15 protein-coding genes and 1 tRNA gene are annotated in these 20,719 nt (G+C 67.4%); 10 read left to right on the top strand and 6 right to left on the bottom strand.

The features are described 5' to 3' along the window. The first annotated feature begins 60 nt into the window (after nt 1-60). Nucleotides 61-136 (top strand) — tRNA-Lys (locus ACI1V7_RS13155). Between the two features lie 78 nt (nt 137-214). Here the strand turns inward: ACI1V7_RS13155 and ACI1V7_RS13150 are convergent. After that, nucleotides 215-1,417 (bottom strand): DUF2325 domain-containing protein, encoded by a 1,203-nt coding sequence (locus ACI1V7_RS13150; RefSeq protein WP_404532199.1) that lies wholly within the window; start codon nt 1,415-1,417, stop codon nt 215-217. A 353-nt stretch (nt 1,418-1,770) separates the two neighbouring features. On the opposite strand from ACI1V7_RS13150, the gene ACI1V7_RS13145 reads away from it, so the two are divergent. The 5 genes from ACI1V7_RS13145 to ACI1V7_RS13125 all read left to right on the top strand — a co-directional run bounded on the left by ACI1V7_RS13145 (nt 1,771) and on the right by ACI1V7_RS13125 (nt 6,957). Next, nucleotides 1,771-2,775, top strand: a complete 1,005-nt coding sequence (locus ACI1V7_RS13145; protein ID WP_404532198.1) for a 5'-nucleotidase — start codon at nt 1,771-1,773, stop codon at nt 2,773-2,775. A 153-nt stretch (nt 2,776-2,928) separates the two neighbouring features. Next, a complete protein-coding gene (locus ACI1V7_RS13140; protein ID WP_404532197.1) occupies nt 2,929-4,329 on the top strand; it encodes an L-cystine transporter in 1,401 nt (466 codons plus the stop codon). 134 nt (nt 4,330-4,463) lie between these two features. Then, nucleotides 4,464-5,195: a histidine phosphatase family protein gene (locus ACI1V7_RS13135; RefSeq protein ID WP_404532196.1), complete on the top strand. Its 732-nt coding sequence runs from the start codon at nt 4,464-4,466 to the stop codon at nt 5,193-5,195. A gap of 20 nt (nt 5,196-5,215) precedes the next feature. Beyond that, a complete protein-coding gene (locus ACI1V7_RS13130; protein ID WP_404532195.1) occupies nt 5,216-6,196 on the top strand; it encodes an NAD(P)H-hydrate dehydratase in 981 nt (326 codons plus the stop codon). A gap of 347 nt (nt 6,197-6,543) precedes the next feature. Further along, nucleotides 6,544-6,957 carry a hypothetical protein gene (locus ACI1V7_RS13125; protein ID WP_404532194.1) on the top strand — a complete coding sequence of 138 codons (414 nt, stop codon included), beginning with the start codon at nt 6,544-6,546 and terminating at the stop codon, nt 6,955-6,957. A gap of 290 nt (nt 6,958-7,247) precedes the next feature. Here the strand turns inward: ACI1V7_RS13125 and ACI1V7_RS13120 are convergent, their stop codons facing one another. The 3 genes from ACI1V7_RS13120 to ACI1V7_RS13110 form a co-directional block, all read right to left on the bottom strand. Beyond that, the gene (locus ACI1V7_RS13120) at nt 7,248-10,454 is read right to left on the bottom strand and encodes an efflux RND transporter permease subunit (protein ID WP_404532193.1); all 3,207 of its coding nucleotides are present in this window, start codon (nt 10,452-10,454) and stop codon (nt 7,248-7,250) included. A gap of 12 nt (nt 10,455-10,466) precedes the next feature. Continuing rightward, nucleotides 10,467-11,627 carry an efflux RND transporter periplasmic adaptor subunit gene (locus ACI1V7_RS13115; RefSeq protein WP_404532192.1) on the bottom strand — a complete coding sequence of 387 codons (1,161 nt, stop codon included), beginning with the start codon at nt 11,625-11,627 and terminating at the stop codon, nt 10,467-10,469. Nucleotides 11,628-11,943: 316 nt separating this feature from the next. After that, complete coding sequence (locus tag ACI1V7_RS13110; RefSeq protein WP_404532191.1) at nt 11,944-12,363, bottom strand: divergent PAP2 family protein; 420 nt, start codon at nt 12,361-12,363, stop codon at nt 11,944-11,946. A 154-nt stretch (nt 12,364-12,517) separates the two neighbouring features. On the opposite strand from ACI1V7_RS13110, the gene ACI1V7_RS13105 reads away from it, so the two are divergent. From ACI1V7_RS13105 to ACI1V7_RS13090, 4 genes are all read left to right on the top strand, one after another. Further along, the gene (locus tag ACI1V7_RS13105; RefSeq protein WP_404532190.1) at nt 12,518-13,558 is read left to right on the top strand and encodes a DUF475 domain-containing protein; all 1,041 of its coding nucleotides are present in this window, start codon (nt 12,518-12,520) and stop codon (nt 13,556-13,558) included. Between the two features lie 40 nt (nt 13,559-13,598). Further along, nucleotides 13,599-14,174: a TerD family protein gene (locus ACI1V7_RS13100; protein WP_290411579.1), complete on the top strand. Its 576-nt coding sequence runs from the start codon at nt 13,599-13,601 to the stop codon at nt 14,172-14,174. Nucleotides 14,175-14,268: 94 nt separating this feature from the next. Further along, a complete protein-coding gene (locus ACI1V7_RS13095; RefSeq protein ID WP_404532189.1) occupies nt 14,269-14,676 on the top strand; it encodes a DUF8785 domain-containing protein in 408 nt (135 codons plus the stop codon). A 212-nt stretch (nt 14,677-14,888) separates the two neighbouring features. Then, entirely contained in the window at nt 14,889-16,397 is a 1,509-nt protein-coding gene (locus ACI1V7_RS13090; protein WP_404532188.1) for a tryptophan halogenase family protein, read from the top strand. A gap of 67 nt (nt 16,398-16,464) precedes the next feature. Here the strand turns inward: ACI1V7_RS13090 and ACI1V7_RS13085 are convergent, their stop codons facing one another. Further along, nucleotides 16,465-18,087, bottom strand: a complete 1,623-nt coding sequence (locus ACI1V7_RS13085; RefSeq protein ID WP_404532187.1) for a methyl-accepting chemotaxis protein — start codon at nt 18,085-18,087, stop codon at nt 16,465-16,467. A 181-nt stretch (nt 18,088-18,268) separates the two neighbouring features. Further along, nucleotides 18,269-20,689 (bottom strand): hypothetical protein, encoded by a 2,421-nt coding sequence (locus ACI1V7_RS13080; protein ID WP_404532186.1) that lies wholly within the window; start codon nt 20,687-20,689, stop codon nt 18,269-18,271. Nucleotides 20,690-20,719: the final 30 nt, after the last annotated feature.

The following is a 20,719-nucleotide window of genomic DNA, read 5'->3' as shown; positions in this document are numbered from 1 at the left end:
CACGTTCTCTTGATGAGTATTTGACAGGGGTCAGGAAGCACCCTATAATCTTGCTTCTTCGGGTCGTTAGCTCAGTTGGTAGAGCAGCGGACTTTTAATCCGTTGGTCGCTGGTTCGAGCCCAGCACGGCCTACCAGAATTCAGCAGTAACAAAGAAGGCGTTGCGAGTGATCGTGACGCCTTTTTTGTTTTGCCGCCCCGTCGCAGCGGCCCTTCAAGCGGCCGACTGCGGTGCCGGCTCCACCACCTTCCTCAAGCACACGGACAGGCTCGACGTGCTCGGGTTGTCCACGAACAGGCAACGCTTGCCCGTGCGCTTGCAAAAGTCCTTCACACGCCAGTAGGCCTGGTGGCTGATGCAGCCGGTCTGGCAGATCACCAGGTCGGCGGCCGCCAGGCTCGTGTCGAGCAGTTCGCTGGCCTGCTCCAGGCCGCCGTCATGGTGCATGAAGCGGGCCCCTTCACGTTCCAGCAGTTCGCGGTAGTTCGGCACGTTGCTGCTGCGCCCGCCGACGCACAATACCGTCTTGTCGACCAGGGCCAGACGCGCGGCCGTCGTAACAGGCGGCGCGACCGGGACCGCAACGACGGCCGGGGACGAAGACGCCGCCGCTTCCTGGCGCTCGCGGACCAGGCGCTGGCGCAGCTGCGCCATCCTGTCGTTCAGCGCACGTTCGCGCGCCTCCAGTTCGTCCACGCGGCGCAGCAGGCGTTCGCGGTCGCGCATGTCGGGCAGCGCGGCCTGGATCGCCTCCAACTGGCGCTTGAGCGCCTCGATCGCGGCATCGCGCTGGGCCAGGTCGGCGCGCAACTGCACGTTCTGCTCGGCCAGGCGCCCCGTTTCCTTTGCCTTGACGTCGGCGGAGCGCGCGGCCTTGTCGCGGGTCTGCTCCAGTTCCGCCGCCAGCTGCGCGTTTTGCTTCTGCAATGCCGTGAAGCGGGCCACGTCGACGCGCACGCTGGCGCCGGCCTGGTGCTGGATCATGTGCATGTCGCGCACGATGGCTTCCGCCAGCCAGGCGTCGCAGCGCGCATGGGACAGCGCGGCCCAGAAGCTGCCGGCCGTGTCGCCGCTGTCGACGGCCTGGCGCCACAGCGCCATCAGGGCATCGCCGTCGCGGGCTTCCTTGAACTTGCGGATCACGCCGGCGAAGCGTTCGTCCAGCGTGCGTTGCAGCAGCTCGGCCATGCGACTGCGGTTCGCGCATTCGTGCACGGCCCAGACGTGCAGGTCGTAGTCGTCGCCCTCGACCGACATCGTGGCCACCTTTGCCACCAGCTTGCGCAGCAGCGCCAGCGGCAGGCATACGCCGATGATCGGGCAGTGGCAGTTGGCGGCCAGCTCCCACAGGCGGCGCCGGCGCGAGCCGGACGTCTCTTCCTGCGGGGCGAAACGGGGGCGGTCGTGATCGCACATGGTGGCCTCCTTCAGGACTCGGCGACGGGGATCGTCCCGCACGCGGGACAGGTGGCGCGCTGGCCGGCAGTGGCCAGGACGATGCGGCGGCAGGCGAAATCGGAAATGGTCATGGCATGCGGTAACGAGGAAAACAGGGCCAATGTAACCCAGCTTGCGCATCATGTAAATGAGAATCATTATCAAATGCATTGCGGTGTGCGACATCACCGTCTGTCGACGTTGCTGGGCGTCAAGTAACGGTTCGCTTTCTTCCCGAGCCATTTCTCGAAGGAATATTCTTATCCGCCGTGGTCTCCCGCTCATCCGGTACACTGTGCCGGTCGTCCGCAACCCATTCACCCGAGCTTGCCATGTCCTTCGACCTTTCAGATACCCTCGTGGTGGGCATTTCCGCCACCGCCCTGTTCGACCTGGCCGATGCCGATGCCGTCTACAAGGCGAAACATGCGAAGAATCCCCAGAACGCGCTGGAGGAATATCGCGCCTATATGCTGGAACGCGAGAACGAACCGCTGCGCGACGGCACCGGCATGGCGCTGGTGCGCGCCCTGCTCGGCCTGAACCGGCACGCGACCGACGGCAAGCCGCTGGTCGAGGTCGTCGTCATGTCGCGCAACAGCCCGGAGACGGGGGTGCGCGTGTTCAACAACATCCGCTCGCGCGGCCTGCCGATCGCGCGCCATGCGTTCACGGGCGGGGAATCCGTCGTCGACTACCTGGACGCGTTTGCCGTCGACCTGTTCCTGACCACGAATGTCGACGATGCCCAGCGCGTGATCGACGCCAAGGCCTGCGCGGCGGCCGTCCTGAAACCGCCGCCACTGTCCGGCGAAGCACCGCCGGAGGACCAGGTGCGCATCGCCTTCGACGGCGATGCCGTGCTGTTCGACGATGCAAGCGAACTGGTCTACAAGACGGAGGGCCTGGACCGCTTCCACACGGTGGAGGACGAAAAGCGCAACGAGCCGATGAACGACGGGCCCTATGCCATCCTGCTGCGCAAGCTCGCGCGCCTGCAGGAACGCCTGCCGTTCGGCGCGGACGTCTCGCCCGTGCGCATTGCCATCGTCACGGCGCGCAGCGCGCCGGCGGAGATGCGGGTCATCAATACGCTGCGCCACTGGGGCGTGTACGTGAACGAGATCTTCTTCCTCGGCGGCGTATCCAAGTCGAAGATCGTCAAGGCCTTCCGCGCCCACCTGTTCTTCGACGACCAGGACCTGCACCTGGACCCGGCCGCCAAGCATGTCCCGTCCGGCCGCGTTCCCTACCGTTCGGACTCGCCCCTGTTTGCGGCGCTGCCCGTGCTGGCCCCGGAGCCGCCACTGCTGGTCGAAAAAGTCGAGGCACCCTGAATCGATGCGCGTGCATATGCATGCCCATATAGCAAAATATTATGACGAGGAAATGTAGCTGACTCATGCACACCAGCATGATTGGTTATAGAATGCGGTTCTTATATTCCACGGATGCATAAAGATGTCCGGGAAGCACTGACCAAGGACCCCATGAGCCTCTTCCTGATCCTGAATCTGGCGATTGCCGTCGCCGCCTGTGCCCTGCTGTACTTCATGCAGCAGCGCCACGTTTCCTTCACCAAGCGGGTGTTCACGGCCCTCGGCCTCGGGGTCGTGCTCGGCGCCGCGTTCCAGGGCGTGTACGGCAACGGCGCCCAAGTCATCAAGGACACCAACGAGTACTTGGGCATCGTCGGCAGCGGCTACGTCAAGCTGCTGCAGATGATCGTCATGCCCCTCATCATGGTGTCGATCATCCAGGCCGTCCTCAAGCTGCGCAACGCTTCCTCGCTCGGCAAGATCAGCGCCCTGACGATCGGCACGCTGATGGCGACGACGGCCGTTGCCGCCACCATCGGCATCCTGATGGCCAAGCTGTACGGCCTGACGGCGGTGGGCCTCACGTCCAGCGCGGCCGAGGTCGCGCGCGGCGCCTACCTGGAAGGCAAGCTGGCCACGGCGCAGGAGATCTCGCTGCCGAAGATGATCCTGTCCTTCATCCCGGAAAATCCCTTCCTCGACATGACGGGCGTGCGCAATACCTCGACCATCGCCGTCGTGCTGTTTTCCATCTTCATCGGCGTCGCGGCCACCGGCATCGCGGGCAAGCAGCCGGACGTGTTCGAATCGTTCAGCCGCTTCGTCCACGTTGCCCACGCCATCGTGATGCGCATGGTCACGCTGGTGCTGCGACTGACCCCGTTCGGCGTGTTCGCCCTGATCACCCAAGTGCTGGCCAAGTCGAGCCTGCAGGACATCCTGAACCTGATCGGCTTCGTGGCCGCCTCGTACAGTGCCCTGATCCTGATGTTCGGCGTGCACCTGATCCTGATCGCGCTGGCCGGCCTCAACCCGGCCCGCTACGTGAAGAAGATCTTCCCCGTGCTGGCCTTCGCCTTCACCTCGCGCACCTCGGCCGGGTCGATCCCGATGAGCGTGCAGACCCAGACGGCACGCCTGGGCACGCCGGAAGGCATCGCCAACTTCGCCGCCAGCTTCGGCGCGACGATCGGCCAGAACGGCTGCGCCGGCATCTATCCGGCCATGCTGGCCGTCATGATCGCGCCGACCGTGGGCATCGACCCATTCACGAGCCACTTCCTGCTGACCCTGGTCGGCATCGTGACCATCGGCTCGGTGGGCGTGGCCGGCGTCGGCGGCGGCGCCACGTTCGCGGCGCTGATCGTGCTGTCGGCCATGAACCTGCCGGTGGCGCTCGCGGGCCTGCTGATCTCGATCGAACCGCTGATCGACATGGGCCGCACGGCGCTCAACGTCAGCGGCTCGATCACGGCCGGCACCCTCACCAGCCGCGTGCTGGGACAGACCGACATGAAGGTGTTCGAGAGCGACGCCGAGCTGAACCTCGACACCGACCAGCAGGTAGCATGAATTCCTGATTCTCTACGCACGTTTTCTCCCGGAATCGTGCGCAGACGTCCCGCCGAATCCGTCTATGATGATGTCATATCGTTATCGGATGCGGCTGGGTTATGGAACAAAAGTGGCCCCAAGAAATTTGGCTGGTGAGGCACGGCCAGAGTGCCGGCAACGTCGCACGTGACGAGGCCGAGGCTGCGGCCGGCCTGTCGATCGACATCGCCGAACGCGACGTCGACGTGCCGCTGTCCGAGCTGGGCGTGCGCCAGTCGCAGGCCTTGGCCAACTGGTTCGCGGCCATGCCGGCCGGCAGCCAGCCGAACGTGGTGCTGCACTCGCCCTATGTACGCGCCGCCGAGACGGCCAATATCCTGATGCAGCGCATGGACCGCGACGAACTCCTCGCGGTGCACGCCGACGAGCGCCTGCGCGAAAAGGAATTCGGCATCCTCGACCGTCTCACCACGCACGGCATCGCCCACAAGTATCCCGAACTGTACGAACAGCGCCGCCACGTGGGCAAGTTCTATTTCCGTCCGCCCGGCGGCGAAAGCTGGTGCGACGTGATCCTGCGCCTGCGCGGCGTGCTCGAGACCATCACCCGCGAATACCCGCGCGAACGCGTGCTGATCGTGGGCCACCAGGTCATCGTCAACTGCTTCCGCTACCTGCTGGAACGGCTGGACGAGGCCACGATCCTCGCGTACGACCGCGCCGGCGACGTGCCGAACTGCTCCGTCACTTCCTACTCCTTCGATCCGACCCTCGGCAAGCGCGGCAAGCTGGCGCCGCGCCTGGTCAATTTCGTCGCCCCCCTCGAAGCAACCGGCACGCCGGTCACCGCCGGCAAGGATGTGCCGGCCGGTGCCAAGGCCTGAGACCTTCATTTACCACGACCATGACGCTGCCTACTCACGCCCGCCCGCGCGACGTCGATATTAGCCTGCTGCGCAGCTGGGCGCTGCCCTTCCCGTCCGGCGAAGGCGACAAGGAAGAACGGGGCCACGTGCTGGTGCTGGGCGGCTCGCGCGAGATGCCGGGCGCCGTGATCCTGGCCGCCACGGCGGCCCTGCGCGCCGGCGCCGGCAAGCTCACCATCGCCACGGGGCGCAGCGTAGCCCAGCTGGTCGCGCTGGCGATTCCCGAGTCGCGCGTGCTGGGCCTGGCCGAGACGGAGGCCGGCGGCTTTGCCGTCGACGCCGTGGCCGCGCTCGACCCGCTCGCGGACAAGATCAGCGCCATCCTGATCGGTCCCGGCATGCAGGACGAACAAGCGACCGCGCGCCTCGTGCACGCGCTGCTGCCGCGCCTGGAAGGCGGCAACGTCAAGGTCCTGCTGGACGCCAACGCCATGGGCGCGCTGCTGTTCGCGCCGGCCGGTACGCCGGGGCCGTTCCGCTTCGGCACGCCGGTGCTGCTGACCCCGCACGCGGGCGAGATGGCGCACCTGACCGGCATCGCCAAGGAAGAGATCTGCCTGGCCCCCGACCGCCATGCCTGCGACGCGGCGGAGCGCTGGAATGCCGTGGTCACCCTCAAGGGCGCGCGCACCGTGATCGCCGCGCCGAGCGGCGAACGGTGGCAGCACGAAGGCGGCAACGTCGGCCTCGGCACTTCCGGCTCCGGCGACGTGCTGGCAGGCATCATCGTCGGCCTGGCGGCGCGCGGCGCCGACTTGGCCCAGGCGGCGGCCTGGGGCGTCGCGCTGCACGCCCGTGCGGGCGAGAAACTGGCGGAACGCCTGGGCACGCTGGGTTACCTGGCGCGGGAATTACCTGAAGAAATTCCTGCCCTGCTCGAACAGGCCGCCGGCGACAGCGTCGACGTGGCGGCACGAACTTCCGGCCATGCCGGACTCAATTCAAGGGTTGAAAGATGACACTTCGACTCTTATTTAATTCGCAAGCAGCATCGCGGATGCGGATCGGCGCTTGTCGGCAAGGAGATATGCCGGCCGGGGCGGGTTCGAAAAGCAAAGGTGTGCAATCCGGCGAACTGGCCCGCAACACGCGGGTCAAACATGCACGCCCGGATTCGTGCACCCACGGGGCCGCGTTTCTCGGTTCCGCATTGGTTTCTTGGCCCTACCGGCAGGGAACCCCATAGGCGCCTCCGATCCCTCCAGCGCCTCACCTGGAGCCGGCGGCACGTAATAGACGTGAACGAGGAGTAAAACAAATGAAAGCACTCAACAACGCATCGAAAATTCTGTTTGCCGCAGCCCTGATGGCAAGTCTGGCTGCCTGCAAGAAGAACGACACCACCAGCACCACCGGCACGGGTGACACGACGGCAACGTCGCCGAGCACCAGCACCGGCACGAGCGGCACCACCGGCGCGACCGGCACCGACACCACCACCGGCGCAACCGGCACCACGGGCACCACCGGTACCGACACCACCACCGGCGCAGGCGCAACGGGCACCGGCGCAACCGGTACCACGGGCACCACCGACACCACCGGCGGCGCAACCGGCGCGACCGGCACCACCGGCGGCACCTCGGGCACCGGCACCACCGGCACCGGCACCTCGGGCTCGTCGGGCACCTCGGGCATGTCGGGCACCTCGGGCAGCGGCGCGGGCAACGACACGTCGAACACCGGTTCGACCGGCAATACGTCCAACACCGGCCGTTAATCGGCATGGCAGGCAAGCAAAGGGCCGGTCCACGGTCCTTTGCCGGCTCGCTGTCGGCATGCCCCATTCCGGCATGCACTGTGACGGCATGCACTGTGGCCGCATGCACTGTGGCCGTATGCACCATAACTGCGGATACGGCTCCAGTGCAGGCCGCCTCACCGGCGCGGCGACGGCTTCGGCTGTCGTCGCGCCGCATTCTTTTCCACCCTCGCCGCCAACCACGGCGAAAAAAAGGCCCGCGATCGCGGGCCTTGTTACATGCGGCGCCGGTACGGGACCGGTCTACATCAGGCGGCAGGCGCCGGACGGCGTCCCAGGCCCAGCACGAAGCGCCCCGCCTTGACGATCATGCGGTAAGCGAAGCGCACGAGGGTCAGCGTGAGGATCGCTTCGACGAAGGTCATCACGAACGCCGGCAGCACGGTGAAGCGCGGGATGCGGCCGTTGAACTTGGCCGCCATGCGGTCGCGGGCGATCTCGATGCTGTCGTAGAAGGTCGGCACGACCAGCAGCGTCAGCAGCGTCGAGGTGATCGTGCCGCCGATGATGGCGATGGCGAGCGGCTGGTAGAACTCGCCCGAGTCGCCCAGGGCCAGCGCCACCGGCAGCATGCCGGCAATCAGCGCGAAGGTCGTCATCAGGATCGGACGCAGGCGGGCGCGGCCCGCTTCCATCAGCGCTTCCTCGCGGTCCATCCCTTCCGCTTCGCGGCTACGCGCCGCATCCAGCAGCAGGATCGCGTTCTTGGCCACCAGGCCCATCAGCATGATGATGCCGATGAAGCTCATCAGGTTGAGCGTGCCGCCCGTGAGCAGCAGCGCCACGACCACGCCGATCAGCGACAGCGGCAGCGACATCATGACGCCCAGCGGCGCCGTGAACGAGCCGAACTGCATCACCAGCACCAGGTACATGAGGCCGATGCCCGAGACGAGCGCGATGCCCATCTGGGTGAACAGTTCCTGCTGGTCCTTGCTCTGGCCACCCAGCGACAGGCCGTAGCCGGGCGGGAAGTCCATGGTCTTGGCCAGCTTGATGGCGTCGTTCATGACTTCGCCGTTCGAACGGCCCTGGGCGTTGGCGGAGACGCGCACGACGCGCTTGCCGTCCTTGTGTTCGATCGCGGACGGGCCCTTGCCCATCGTGATCTTGGCGATCTGGTCCAGCGGCACCATCATATTGCTGCCGCTGACGGCGATCGGCAGGCGCTCGATGTTCTCGGTGCCCACGCGGTCTTCCGGCGCCAGGCGCACGGCCACGTCGCGGGTCTCGCCGGTCGGGTCGACCCAGTCGCCGACCTCGATGCCGGCGAACGCGACGCGCAGCGCGGTGGCGGCGTCACCCACCGAGATGCCCATCATGTTCGACAGGCCGCGGTCCAGTTCGATCTGCAGCTCGTCCTTCGGATCCTGCTGCGACAGCGTGACGTCGACGGCGCCAGGCACTTCGCGCAGTTTTTCCATGTAGGCATTGGTCAGTTCCATCAGCTTGCGCGAATCCGGACCCGTGAATTCGATCTGGATCGGCTTGCCGTTGCCGTTCATGTCGTCCGTGACCGTGTATTCGGCGCCGACCAGGCGTGCGATCTTGGCGCGCAGCTCGACGGCGACGTCCGCGGCGCTGCGCTTGCGTTCGCTGCGCTTGCCGATGTCGACATAGACGCTGCCGCCGCTCGCCTTGATCGTGCTGTTGGTGTCCTTGGTTTCCGGCAGCGTGCGCGCCAGCGCGGCCGCCTCTTCCATCTTCTTCTGGGCGTAGTACACGGAGGCCGAGGCCGGGGTGCGCACTTCGATCTGCAGCTGGCCCGTGTCCATCTTCGGCAGGAACGAAGTGCCGCCGAAGAAGGCGTTCAACGTCAGCGCGGCGACCAGGCTGGCGACGGCGATGAAGGCCATCCAGCGGCGGTGGTGCAGGGCCCAGGCGATCACGCGGCCGTAGCGGTCGGCCTGGTGGTCGAACCAGGTATTGAAGTGGACCAGGTATTTTTCCAGGCCCTTGCGCGGCGCGTGGTGGTGGCCCGGCGGGTCGCCCCAGTAGGCCGACAGCATCGGGTCGAGCGTGAACGAGATCAGCAGCGACACGATCACCGAGCAGGTCACGGTCAGCGCGAACGGACGGAACCATTCGCCCGAGATGCCCGGCATGAAGGCGACGGGAATGAACACGGCCATGATCGAGAACGTCGTGGCGGCCACGGCCATGCCGATCTCGGCGGTGCCTTCGAGGGCGGCCGTGCGGCGGTCGGAACCGTTTTCCATGTGGCGCACGATGTTCTCGCGCACCACGATCGCATCGTCGATCAGCACGCCGATCGCGAGCGACAGGCCCAGCAGCGTCATGAAGTTCAGCGTGAAGCCGCACAGCCACACGGCGATGAAGGCGGCCAGCACGGACGTCGGCAGCGACAGCGCCGTGATGAGCGTCGAGCGCCACGAATTCAGGAAGGCGTACACGACGAAGATGGTCAGCACGGCGCCGAAGATCAGCGATTCGACCACGTTGTTGAGGCTATCCTGGGCGTCTTCGCCGCCGTCGTAGGAAATGTCGAGCTTGGTGCCGGCCGGCAGTTCCTTCTGGATCAGCTTGATTTCCTCGCGCACCTTCTTGGCGATCGACACGGTCGACGCTTCGCGCGAGCGGATGATCTGGATACTCACGTTCGGATGGCCATTCTTGCTCGACAGGCTTTCCACTTCGGCGAAGCCGTCGCGGATGTCGGCCACCTGGTTCAGGCGCACGATGGTGTCGCCGTTACGCTTGACGACGACCTGGGAAAAGTCTTCCGGACGCTCGATGCGGCCGACGAGGCGGATGCCCTTCTCGTCCAGCTCGCTCCTCACCTTGCCCACCGGCGCATTGGTGTTCTGGCGCGACAGCGCATTCGTGACGTCGCTGACGGAGACGTTGTACTCGCGCAGCTTTTCCGCATGCAGCAGCACGGACAGTTCGCGCCGCAGCGAGCCGTTGACGTTGACGTTGGCCACGCCGTCGATGGCGCGCAGGCGGTCGGCCAGCACGTCCTCGGCCAGGCGCGAGATTTCCGCATGGCTCTGGGTGCTGGACGACAGCGCGAGGTTCATGATCGGCTGCGAGGACGGGTCGACGCGGCGCAGCACGGGTTCGCGCATCTCGATCGGCAGCTTGTAGCGCACGGCGGCGATGGCGTTGCGCACGTCGTCGGACGCTTCGATCAGGTTGCGCTTGAAGTCGAAGCGCAGCACGATGGTCGCGCTGCCTTCGTTGGCATAGGAATTGACTTCGGTGACGCCGGTGATCGCCTGCATCTGCTTCTCGAGGCGCTCGATCAGTTCGCGCTCCGAGGTTTCCGGCGACGCGCCCGGATAGGGAATCGTCACCACGATGATGGGGATGTCGACGTCGGGGTTCTGGTTCACGCGCAGGTGGCTGAGCGCGAGCAGGCCCATGCACATCATCGCGATGATCAGCACGATCGTCGCGACGGGCTTCTTGACGCTGAAATTGGACAGGAACATGGAATTTTCCTTTTACTTGCCCTGGACGGCGCCGGAGCCGGCCGTGGCGACCTTGGCGGCCGCCATCTCGACCTTCTGGCCGTCCTTCAGGTTCGAGCTCGGATGGCGCAGCACGGTGTCGCCGATGGCCAGGCCCGACTTGATCTCGAAGTTGCCGGTGCGCTCGTCGCGCGCGCCCACGCCCAGGTCAACCTTGGCCAGCGCGCCGTTCCTGACTTTCCAGGCATAGGTCTTGTCGCCGTTGCGGACCATCGCGGATTCCGGCAGCGTCATGGCGTCGGACACGGCGGCGTCGATGCGGCCTTCCGCGTACAGGCCGGCCACGCGCGGCTGCTGCTCGCCCGTGAAATTGACCAGCACCTCGACCTGGCGCGTGATGTCGTTGGCCGACGGGTCGATGCGCTTGACGACGCCGGCGAACTGCTGCTGGCCGTAGCCGTTGACGCGGAACATGACCGCCTGGCCGACCTTGACGGAGGCGACCTTGTCGGCCGAGACGCGGCCTTCGAAACGCATGCTCTTGGGGTCGATCACTTTCAGGAGTTCCTTGCCGATCGACGCCGTGTCGCCCGGCGACACCTTGCGGTCGGACACGATGCCGTCGAACGGCGCGCGCACGATCGTGCGGTCGACCTGCTGGCGCGCGGCCACCAGGCGCGCCTTGGCGGCCGCCAGTTCGCTCTGGGCGCTGTTACGGCGCACTTCGGCGTCGTCCAGCGCCTGGGCCGACGTCATGCCGGACGCGCGCAGCGTCTTCAGGCGCTCCAGCGCGCGCTGCGACTGTTCCAGCGCCTGGTTGGCGGCGCGCTGCGATTCCTCGGCCGACATCAGGCTGTCCCGGATCGACGTCTCGTCGAGCTTGAGCAGCGCGTCGCCGCGCTTGACCGGCTCGCCGTTCTCCTTGAGCACCTGCAGCACGATGGCGGACACCTCGGCGCGCAGGTCGGCGCGCCGCTCCGGCTGGATCGAGCCCGTGATCACGGGGCCGGACGCCAGCGCGGCGCTCTGCACCGTCAGCACGTCTTCCGGCGATACCAGCAGCTGGACCGCCTTGGCGTCCTTCTTGCCGTCCGCCTGCGCGGCCGCGCTGTCGGGCTTGGGGGCATCCTTGCCTTTGCCGCAGGCGCTGAGGGCGGCGGCGATGGCAAGGACGAACAGGGTTTTGCGCAGCATGTCGTGGATCTCCCAGTGGACTCTGGATTTATTGGAATAAGAATGGAAAAAGCCAGCGCGCAGTATCGATTAGGCCGCCGGGCGCGTCAATCGGGGATCGGCGGAGTGCGGTTTTGGTGGGATGAACTGCGTATGGCGGGGATGAAATGCAGCTGGGGGAGTATGGAATGCACAACAAACCGGACGGCGCGGACAGGGGGCGGACGTCCGCGCTCAGTGCAGGCGACATGGGGCCCCTGCCTGCGCAGGGGCGACGGTGGTTTCCGAGGCCACGGCAGTCGATACGTCGTCCCTGCGCAGGCAGGGACTCAATTGCTTACTTGACCAGCACGTGATAGATCAGATTGCCCATCAGGATACCGGTGACGATCCCGCCCCCGATCTCCACCAGCGTATGCCCCATGCGCTCGCGCAGCACCTTGAAGCCGTCCCGGCCGGCCGCCAGCCGGTTGATGGCCGCCGCCTGGCGTCCCACGTGCTGGCGCAGGCTGTTGGCGTCGATCATGACGATGAAGCACAGCGTGACCGCCACGCCGAAGGCCGGGTGGCCCATGCCTTCGCGCAGCGCGATCAGCGTGGCCATGCTGGTGACGGTGGCGCTGTGGTTGCTGGGAAAACCGCCGTTGCCGACGAGGTTGAACGCCCAGCGGCGCTGGCGCGCGCTGTTGATCAGGAATTTGATCGGGCCGACGACCAGCCAGGTCAGTACGGGAGTGACCAGATAAGTGAAGTCCATGCGAGTCCTACGACGAGAGGGAAATACGAAGAATGGATTGTCGGCCGGCATTATCGCAGAAGCAACCCACAGCGGCTATCCGCTGCGCCCGAAATTCCGGCTTACAAGGTAATATGCGAAATTATTGTGGCATTTCAGTCAACGGAGGAGTTACATGCAACATTTCAGGCTGTCGTTCATCGTCACCATGGTCCTGCTGGGGCTGGCGGCATGGTGGGGATACGAGCACGGCGGCACCTCCGGACTGCTGCAGGCGCTGTGGATCGCGGCCGTGCTGGGCGTGCTCGAAGTGTCGCTGTCCTTCGACAATGCGGTCGTCAACGCGTCCGTGCTGCGCAACTGGAACGCCTTCTGGCGCAAGCTGTTCCTCACCGTCGGCATGCTGGTGGCCGTGTTCGGCATGCGCCTGCTGTTCCCCTTGCTGATCGTGTCCGTGGCGACGGGCCTGGGCCTCGTCGACGTCTGGCACATGGCCACCGCCAACCCGGACGAGTATGCGCGCCACCTGACCTCCAAGCACGCCGAGGTGGCGGCCTTCGGCGGCGCCTTCCTGTTGCTGGTCTTCCTCAACTTCCTGTTCGACGAGAAAAAGGAACTGCACTGGCTGGGCTGGATCGAAGAAAAACTGGGGCAGTACGGCAGCGAAGGCCTGGCCATCCTGCTGACCCTGCTCGCCGTGATGGGCTGCATGAGCCTGGAGCCGGAAGCGGCCAAGCTGCCCGTCCTGGTCGCCGGCGTCGTCGGCGTGCTCGTGTACGTGGGCGTGGACTGGTTCAGCGGCCTGCTCGAGGAAGAAGAAGAGGAGCCGGGCGTGGGCAAGATGATCTCGCAGGGCAGCATCGGCGGCTTCCTGTATCTCGAAGTGCTGGACGCCTCGTTCAGCTTCGACGGCGTGATCGGCGCCTTCGCCATCACCAAGGATGTCGTCATCATCATGCTGGGCCTGGCCATCGGCGCCATGTTCGTGCGGTCGCTGACCGTGTTCCTGGTGCACAAGGGCACGCTGGAGGAATTCGTCTTCCTCGAGCACGGCGCCCACTACGCGATCGGCATCCTGGCGCTGATCATGTTCGCCAGCGTCCAGTACCATATTCCCGAATGGTTCACGGGCCTGTCGGGCGTCGCATTCATCCTCGTGTCGCTGTGGTCCTCGGTGCGTTACAAGAAGCGCGAACAGCTGGGACACGCGGCCTGAGCTTTTTCATCCATCACTCCATCGGCGTAAAGGAAATCACATGGCAATCAGTCTGCAGAAAGGCGGCAACGTCAACCTGTCCAAGGAAGATCCGACCCTGCGCAAGGTCATCATCGGCCTGGGCTGGGATCCGCGCACGACCGACGGCGCCACCTTCGACCTCGACGGCAGCGCCTTCCTGCTGCGCGGCGACGGCAAGGTCCGCGGCGACAGCGATTTCATCTTCTACAACAACCTGAAGTCGACCGACGGCTCGGTCCAGCACACGGGCGACAACCGTACCGGCCAGGGCGAAGGCGACGACGAGCGCGTGCAGGTCGACCTGACCCGCGTGCCGGCCGACGTCGAAAAGATCGCGTTCGCCGTCACCATCCACGAAGCCGACCAGCGCCGCCAGAACTTCGGCCAGGTGGCGCGCGCCTTCATCCGCTGCCTGAACGCGGAAGGCGAGCGCGAGATCGCCCGCTACGACCTGTCGGAGGACAGCTCGACCGAGACGGCGATGATCTTCGGCGAACTGTACCGCTACGGCAGCGAATGGAAGTTCCGCGCCGTCGGCCAGGGCTACAACGGCGGCCTCGGCCCCCTGGCCCGCTCGTTCGGCGTCAACGTCTGACGTTTTGACAATCCGCGCGCCCATCGGCAGAATGGGCGCGCCTTGATTACCTGCTCATCGTGCCGACCCGGCTCAACCACTCACTCCGTCTCCCATGCCGACTACCTTCCCGCGCCGCGCCACTGCCATCCTGGCCTCCGTCATCGTCGTCGTTGCCGCCCTCTTCGCCCTGTACATCTGGGCCGCCCTGAACTGGTCGTATTCCGAAGGCGAACGCGCCGGCTACCTGCAGAAGCTGTCGCGCAAGGGCTGGCTGTGCAAGACCTGGGAAGGCGAGATCCTGCTGTCGAGCATGCCGGGCGCGATTCCCGAACGCTTCGCCTTCACCGTGCGCGACGAGAACGTCGTCCGGCAGCTGCAATCGGCCATGGGCCAGCGCGTGCAGCTGACCTATTCCCAGCACGCCGGCCTGCCCACCAGCTGCTTCGGCGAGACCTCGTACTTCATCGACAAGGCCATCGTCGGCGGCGCCAATCCCGTCTCGCCGAGCGGCGGCATGTAGGCTCGCTCCCGCGTCGAAGATCGGACGGCAGCCTCGCGCTGCCGTTTTTCTTTGGCGCCATTGCCAAAAACCGGACTCTGACCCCGGCTCTGACCCCGGTTTGATGGAAGCGCAATGTTCGACGCAAACATTGTCGTTGCGGCTGGCTGCGGCGTGCTCTACACTCCTGCGGATATTGACACCCGAAGACCGGGGACATGACAGGAGATACGATGCAGCACCATGCCACACGCGCCATCCGCAGGATCGTCATCGTCGGCGGCGGTACCGCCGGCTGGATGGCCGCCGCGCCGCTGGCGCGCCGCCTGGGCAAGCGCGCCGAGGTCACCGTGGTGGAATCGCCCGACATCGGCACCATCGGCGTGGGCGAGGCGACGCTGCCGACCATCCGCTTCTACAACGCGGCGCTGGGCCTGGACGAGGCCGACTTCGTGCGCAAGACCCAGGCCAGCTACAAGCTCGGCATCGAATTCCAGGACTGGGGCCACCTGGGCAACCGCTTCTTCCACGGCTTCGGTGGCTTCGGCCCCAGCGTGGACGGCCGCCCGCCGCACATGGCCTGGCTGCGCCTGGCGCAAACGTTCGACGCGATGCCGGACATCGCACACTGGTCGATCCCGACCGTGATGGCGCGCCAGCTGAAATTCACGCCGCCCGAGAACAGCCGGCCCGGCCTGACCGACGCCTATTCCTATGGTTTCCACTTCGACGCCGGCCTGTACGCCGCCTACCTGCGCGAGTACGCCGTCGGCCATGGTGCCCGGCGCGTCGAGGCGACGGTCGTCGGCGTCGACCAGCATCCGCACACGGGCTTCATCACGGCGCTGCGCCTGCGCGACGGCGGCCGCATCGAGGGTGACCTGTTCATCGACTGCTCGGGCTTTCGCGGCCTGCTGATCGAAGAGACCCTGAAGGCCGGCTACGAGGACTGGAGCGACTGGCTGCCCTGCAACAGCGCCCTCGCCGTCCCCAGCGCGCGCGTGCCCGGCCTGACCCCGTTCACCCGCTCCACCGCCAAGGGCGCCGGCTGGATCTGGCGCATCCCGCTGCAGCACCGCACGGGCAACGGCCACGTCTACAGCAACGCGTTCACGACGGACGAGCAGGCGCGCCGCGACCTCCTCGACGGCCTCGACGGCGAAGCGCTGGACACCCCGCGCCAGCTGCGCTTCGTTACGGGCCGGCGCCGCAAGTCCTGGGTCAAGAACTGCGTGGCGGTGGGCCTGTCGGCCGGCTTCGTCGAACCGCTGGAATCGACCAGCATCCACCTGATCGAGACGGCCGTGGGCAAGCTGATCGAGCTGTGGCCGGACGCGGACTTCCGCCCCGAGCTGGCCGAGGAATTCAACCGGGTGATGGGCATCCGCTACGAATCCGTGCGCGACTTCATCGTGCTGCACTACAAGCTCACGCGGCGCACCGACACGCCGTTCTGGCGCCATTGCGCGGCCATGGCGATCCCCGATTCGCTGCGCCACCAGATCGATCTGTTCCGCGAGACGGGGCGCGTGACGATCCTCGACCGCGACGGCTTCGCCGAGTCCTCGTTCGTCGCCATGCTGATGGGCCTGGGTGTCGTGCCCCAGCGCTACGATCCCTTCATGGACGACGTCGATCTGCGCCAGCTGCACGGCCACTTCGCCGGTCTGCGCGACCTGATCGCGCAGACCGTGGCGCGCATGCCGGACCACGGCGCCTGGCTGGCCCTGCGCGCAAAATAGGAACCTAAACAACGTCGTCCCCGCGCGGGCGCGGACGACGTATCGTTACTGCGCTATTCCTGCAGGTTCAGCCGCGGCCCGTCAGCGCGATCGCACCGGAGGGACGGCGCACGCCTGGCGCCGCCTGGGTGACCGCCGTGCCGGCCTGCTTCTTGAGGTGGAAGACGCCGACGGTGCGCGCCAGGCTTTCCGCTTCCTCGCGCAGCGCCTGGGCGGCGGCCGACGCCTCTTCGACCAGCGCCGCGTTCTGCTGCGTGGCCTGGTCCATCTGGGTGATGGCCTGGTTCACCTGCTCGATGCCGGCCGTCTGCTCCTGGCTCGCATTCATGATCTCGGTCATGATCGCCGTCACGCGGCTCACGCTCTGGACGATCTCGCTCATCGTCGCGCCGGCCTGGTCGACCAGCTCGGAACCGTGGCTCACCTTGTCGACGGACTCGTCGATCAGTGTCTTGATTTCCTTGGCGGCGGCGGCCGAGCGCTGCGCCAGGTGGCGCACCTCGCCGGCCACGACGGCGAAGCCGCGGCCCTGCTCGCCTGCCCGCGCCGCTTCCACGGCCGCGTTCAGCGCCAGGATATTGGTCTGGAAGGCGATGCCGTCGATGACGTTGATGATGTCGGCGATGCGCGTGGCCGAGCTGTTGATCTCGCCCATCGTGGACACGACTTCCGTCATCACGCTGCCGCCCTTCTCGGCCACGCTCGATGCGGACACGGCCAGCGTGTTCGCCTGGCGCGCGTTGTCGGCGTTCTGCTTGACGGTCGACGTCAGTTCTTCCATCGACGACGCCGTCTGTTCCAGCGCCGCCGCCTGCTGCTCGGTACGGCCCGACAGGTCCAGGTTGCCGGCCGCGATCTGGCTGGCCGTCGTGGCGATCGTGTCGGTGCCGCTGCGCACGCGGCCCACGATGCCGGCCAGGCCCGCGTTCATCTCGTCCAGCGAACGCATCAGGCGGCCCGTCTCGTCGTTGGCGCCCACCGAGATGTCCAGCGTCAGGTCGCCCGACGCCACGGCGCCCGCCACGCGCACGGCCTCGTCCAGCGGACGCACGATGCCGCGGATCAGCATGACGCCGACGAAACCGGCCAGCGCCAGGCCCAGCGCCATGCCGGTCAGGCACACGGCGCGCACCATTTCGTACGTCGACTGCGATTCCTTTCGCGCCTCGTCGGCCTGGCCCAGCTGGACCTGGATCAGGTCGTCGATGGCGTCGCGGGCCGGGGCGAACAGCGTGTTCATGGCGCCGTGCACGATGGCCGTGGCGGCGGCGGTGTCGCCGGCACGCAGCGCGGCCACGGCCGGCTGCTGGGCCTCGGCGACGAACTTGTCGCGCGCCTTGGCGAACACGGCGCCTTCCTCGTTTTCGTGCGCCGTCATCTCGGTCGCCCGGTAGGCCTTCCAGACCTGGTCGATGTCGCCGGTGTTGCGCTCGACCTCGTCGAGCAGCGCCTTGGCCTGCTCGGGCTGGGCAGTGAGCGCCTTGGCGATGTTCATCTGGTTCAGGTCGAGCTTGCGCACGATCTGGTCCAGCTGGCCGAGGCAGACGATGCTGTTGGCGTACAGCGACTGCAAACGGTCGTTCGCATGGTTCAGACTGATCAAGCCGATGGCGGCACCGACGATCAGTTCCACGCCGAGCAGCGCGATGACGAAAATGAGACGGGCTTTGATACTGATATTTTTAATCATGACAACACTTGGCCTGAAACCGACGGGAAACTTGCAGTATAGAAACCACACGGCCATCCGGGCGATAGTTCACAAAATATTGTCGTGATGTGACAGTTGCGCGTCGCCGCGCAGCAACACCTGGTGGCGAATCGCGGTGTCGGGAGCGTTTGCCGTCCCGGAGGCGGGACGGCGGAAGAAGTTATTCCAGTTCCTTGCGCTGGCGCGCAATGACTTCGGTGAGACGGGAGACGGCTTGGGCCTTGGACGGCTGCTGCGAGAAGCGGCCCAGCACCTCGCGCGCCAGGTCTTCCGACTCGGCGCGGTGCTTGGCCTCGGCCTGGCGCGTGTCGATCTGCTCGCGCAGCGCGGCCAGCTCGGCCACCTGCTCTTCCTGGCGTGCCGATTCCAGCTCGATCAGGCGGCGCCGCGCCTCGTCCATTTCCAGGGTCGCCTGGGCACTCTTGCGCTGCATTTCGGCGGCCTGCTGGGCGCTGTCGAGCAGCTTGCGCTGGGCGTCGCGCTTCTCGGCCGCGGCTTGGGCCGCTTCCAGCTCCGCCAGTTCGCGGGCGCGCGCCAGGCGGGTGCGCTCTTCCTCGGCGGCGGCACGGGCCTCGGCGGCGGCCATGGCGGCCCGCTCGGAGGCCAGCTTGGCGGCCGCGGCCTCGTTGGCGCGGGTGTCGGCGGCCGCCTGCTGGCGCTGCGCGGCCAGTTTCTGCTCCAGCAGCATCAGGGCATCGTGGGCGGCATCGATGGCGGCGCGTTCCGCCGCCAGCAATTCGTCGGCCAGCTGCTGCTGGCGCCGTTCGTGCTCGGCGCGTTCGGCCTGGGCCCGTGCCAGCTCGGCCGCCTTGCCGGCCTGGGCCTGGTGCACCGCGGCGATCTCCTGCTCGTGGGCGGCCTGCGCCTGCGCATGGCGGGTCGCTTCGGCCTGGGCGTCGAGGGCGGCCTGGCGCGCGGCCTCGCCGGCGCGCTCGGCGTCCAGCTGGGCCGCCAGCTGCGCGGTCTGTGCGCGTTGGTCCTCGCTGCGCGCCTCGGCGGCGCGGGCCAGGGCCTGCTCCGCCTCGATGCGCTGCTGCTGGGCAGCCAGCGCATCCTGTTCGGCTTGCACGCGCTGGCGCTGGGCCTCCAGCAGCTGCTGCGCTTCATGGGCGCGCCGCTCGGCCAGCGCCGCCGCCTGCTGCGCCGCCTCGGCCTGGGCGGCCACGGCGGCCTGGGCTTCCTGCTCGGCCGCGTTCTCGGCCGCGCGCGCATCCGCCGCGGCCTGGGACAGCGCCGCGCGTTCCTCGGCCAGCCGGCGTTCGCGGCGCTGCTCTTCCGCTTCGCGCAGGGCCGCTTCCCGCGCCAGCGCGTCGGCGCTGGCGCGCAGGCGCGACTGCTCGGCCGCTTCGCGTTCCGCGTCCAGGCGGGCCTGGGCGTGCTGGGCCTCGGCTTCCTCGGCGCCGGCGCGCTCCAGCGCCACGTCACGCAGCTTGCGGTCGGCCTCGATGCGCGCCTCGGTGGCGGCCAGGATGCGCGTCTCCGCCTCGCGCCGCGCCTCGGCGGCGGCGGCGGCCATCTGTTCCTGGCGTTCGCGGTGCACGGCGGCATCGCGCAATTCCTTCTCCGTCTGCAGGCGCAGGCGCAGCGACTGGGCCGCCGTGCGCTCGGACTCGGCCTGGGCCAGCGCGATCTGCTGGCGTTCCTGTTCGATGTGGGCCAGGGCGCGGGCTTCCTCGAGCGCGCGCGCCTCGGCGGCGGCGCGCGCGAACGCGGATTCCAGCGCCACCTGGTCGGCGCGCTCGCGCTGCAGCGCCAGCTCGAGCGCCTCGGCCTCGGCCTGGGCCAGCTTCTCGGCCGTCTGGCGCGCGGCCTTCTCGGCCCGTTCGCGCTCGCGCGCCAGGATCGCCACGCGGGCGTCGGCGCTGGCGCTGTGCTGCACTTCCTCGCGCGCCGCATGCACGGCGGCGACGCGCTCGGCCGCCTGCAGGCGCGCCTGTTCCGACTGCTGCGCCAGCTCGTCCACCTCGCGCTGGGCGCGTTCGGCGATCTCGGCATCGATGCGGGCCTGCTCCGCGGCGCGCTTGCGCGCCTCGACCTCGGCGCGGGCCCTGGCCTCGGCCGCCAGGCGGATCTGGGTGTCGGCCTCGACGCGGGCGCGCAGCTCGGCGGTTTCCTGGCGGATCGCCTCGAGGCGCTCGGCCGCGGCCTTGGCGGCGGCGCGCAGCGTCTCGATGCGGTCGCGGTTGGCCTCGATCGCTTCTTCCGATGCCTGGGTATTCGCCAGCGCGGCGGCGGCCGCCTGCGCATCGATCGCGGCGCGCTCCTCGGCCAGGCTGCGGGCGCGCGCCTCGGCGTGGGCACGGTTCTCGGCCGCCATCGCCGCCTTGGCTTCCGCCTCCACCCGCGCGATGCCTTCCTTGATCGCCCGGTGCTCCAGCTGCTCGCGCTGCGGCTCGGCTGCCGCCGCCGGCGCCGACACGGGAGCCGATGCAGGCGCGGATGCGCGCACCGATGCCGGCGCCGCGTGGTCCTGGGCGGCGGGCATCATGTCGATGGTGAAATCGGCGTCGTCGGCATGGGCACGCGGATCGGGCTGGCCGGACTGGTCGGGCTGGTCGGACGGATCGTGCTGGTCGGTCATGGCGGCTGTCTCGCGGGTTGTCGAGGCGTC

It is taken from the genome of Massilia paldalensis (genome assembly GCF_044901715.1).
In the GTDB taxonomy this organism is placed as follows: domain Bacteria; phylum Pseudomonadota; class Gammaproteobacteria; order Burkholderiales; family Burkholderiaceae_D; genus Telluria; species Telluria paldalensis.
This window is presented reverse-complemented; position numbering and strand designations above follow the sequence as displayed.

Coding starts and splice junctions, on each gene's coding strand:
- ACI1V7_RS13100 (WP_290411579.1), top strand. CDS start 13,599: ATGGCAATCAGTCTGCAGAAAGGCGGCAACGTCAACCTGTCCAAGGAA.
- ACI1V7_RS13080 (WP_404532186.1), bottom strand. CDS start 20,689: ATGACCGACCAGCACGATCCGTCCGACCAGCCCGACCAGTCCGGCCAG.
- ACI1V7_RS13140 (WP_404532197.1), top strand. CDS start 2,929: ATGAGCCTCTTCCTGATCCTGAATCTGGCGATTGCCGTCGCCGCCTGT.
- ACI1V7_RS13130 (WP_404532195.1), top strand. CDS start 5,216: ATGACGCTGCCTACTCACGCCCGCCCGCGCGACGTCGATATTAGCCTG.
- ACI1V7_RS13095 (WP_404532189.1), top strand. CDS start 14,269: ATGCCGACTACCTTCCCGCGCCGCGCCACTGCCATCCTGGCCTCCGTC.
- ACI1V7_RS13145 (WP_404532198.1), top strand. CDS start 1,771: ATGTCCTTCGACCTTTCAGATACCCTCGTGGTGGGCATTTCCGCCACC.
- ACI1V7_RS13105 (WP_404532190.1), top strand. CDS start 12,518: ATGCAACATTTCAGGCTGTCGTTCATCGTCACCATGGTCCTGCTGGGG.
- ACI1V7_RS13150 (WP_404532199.1), bottom strand. CDS start 1,417: ATGTGCGATCACGACCGCCCCCGTTTCGCCCCGCAGGAAGAGACGTCC.
- ACI1V7_RS13115 (WP_404532192.1), bottom strand. CDS start 11,627: ATGCTGCGCAAAACCCTGTTCGTCCTTGCCATCGCCGCCGCCCTCAGC.
- ACI1V7_RS13125 (WP_404532194.1), top strand. CDS start 6,544: ATGGCAAGTCTGGCTGCCTGCAAGAAGAACGACACCACCAGCACCACC.
- ACI1V7_RS13085 (WP_404532187.1), bottom strand. CDS start 18,087: ATGATTAAAAATATCAGTATCAAAGCCCGTCTCATTTTCGTCATCGCG.
- ACI1V7_RS13110 (WP_404532191.1), bottom strand. CDS start 12,363: ATGGACTTCACTTATCTGGTCACTCCCGTACTGACCTGGCTGGTCGTC.
- ACI1V7_RS13090 (WP_404532188.1), top strand. CDS start 14,889: ATGCAGCACCATGCCACACGCGCCATCCGCAGGATCGTCATCGTCGGC.
- ACI1V7_RS13120 (WP_404532193.1), bottom strand. CDS start 10,454: ATGTTCCTGTCCAATTTCAGCGTCAAGAAGCCCGTCGCGACGATCGTG.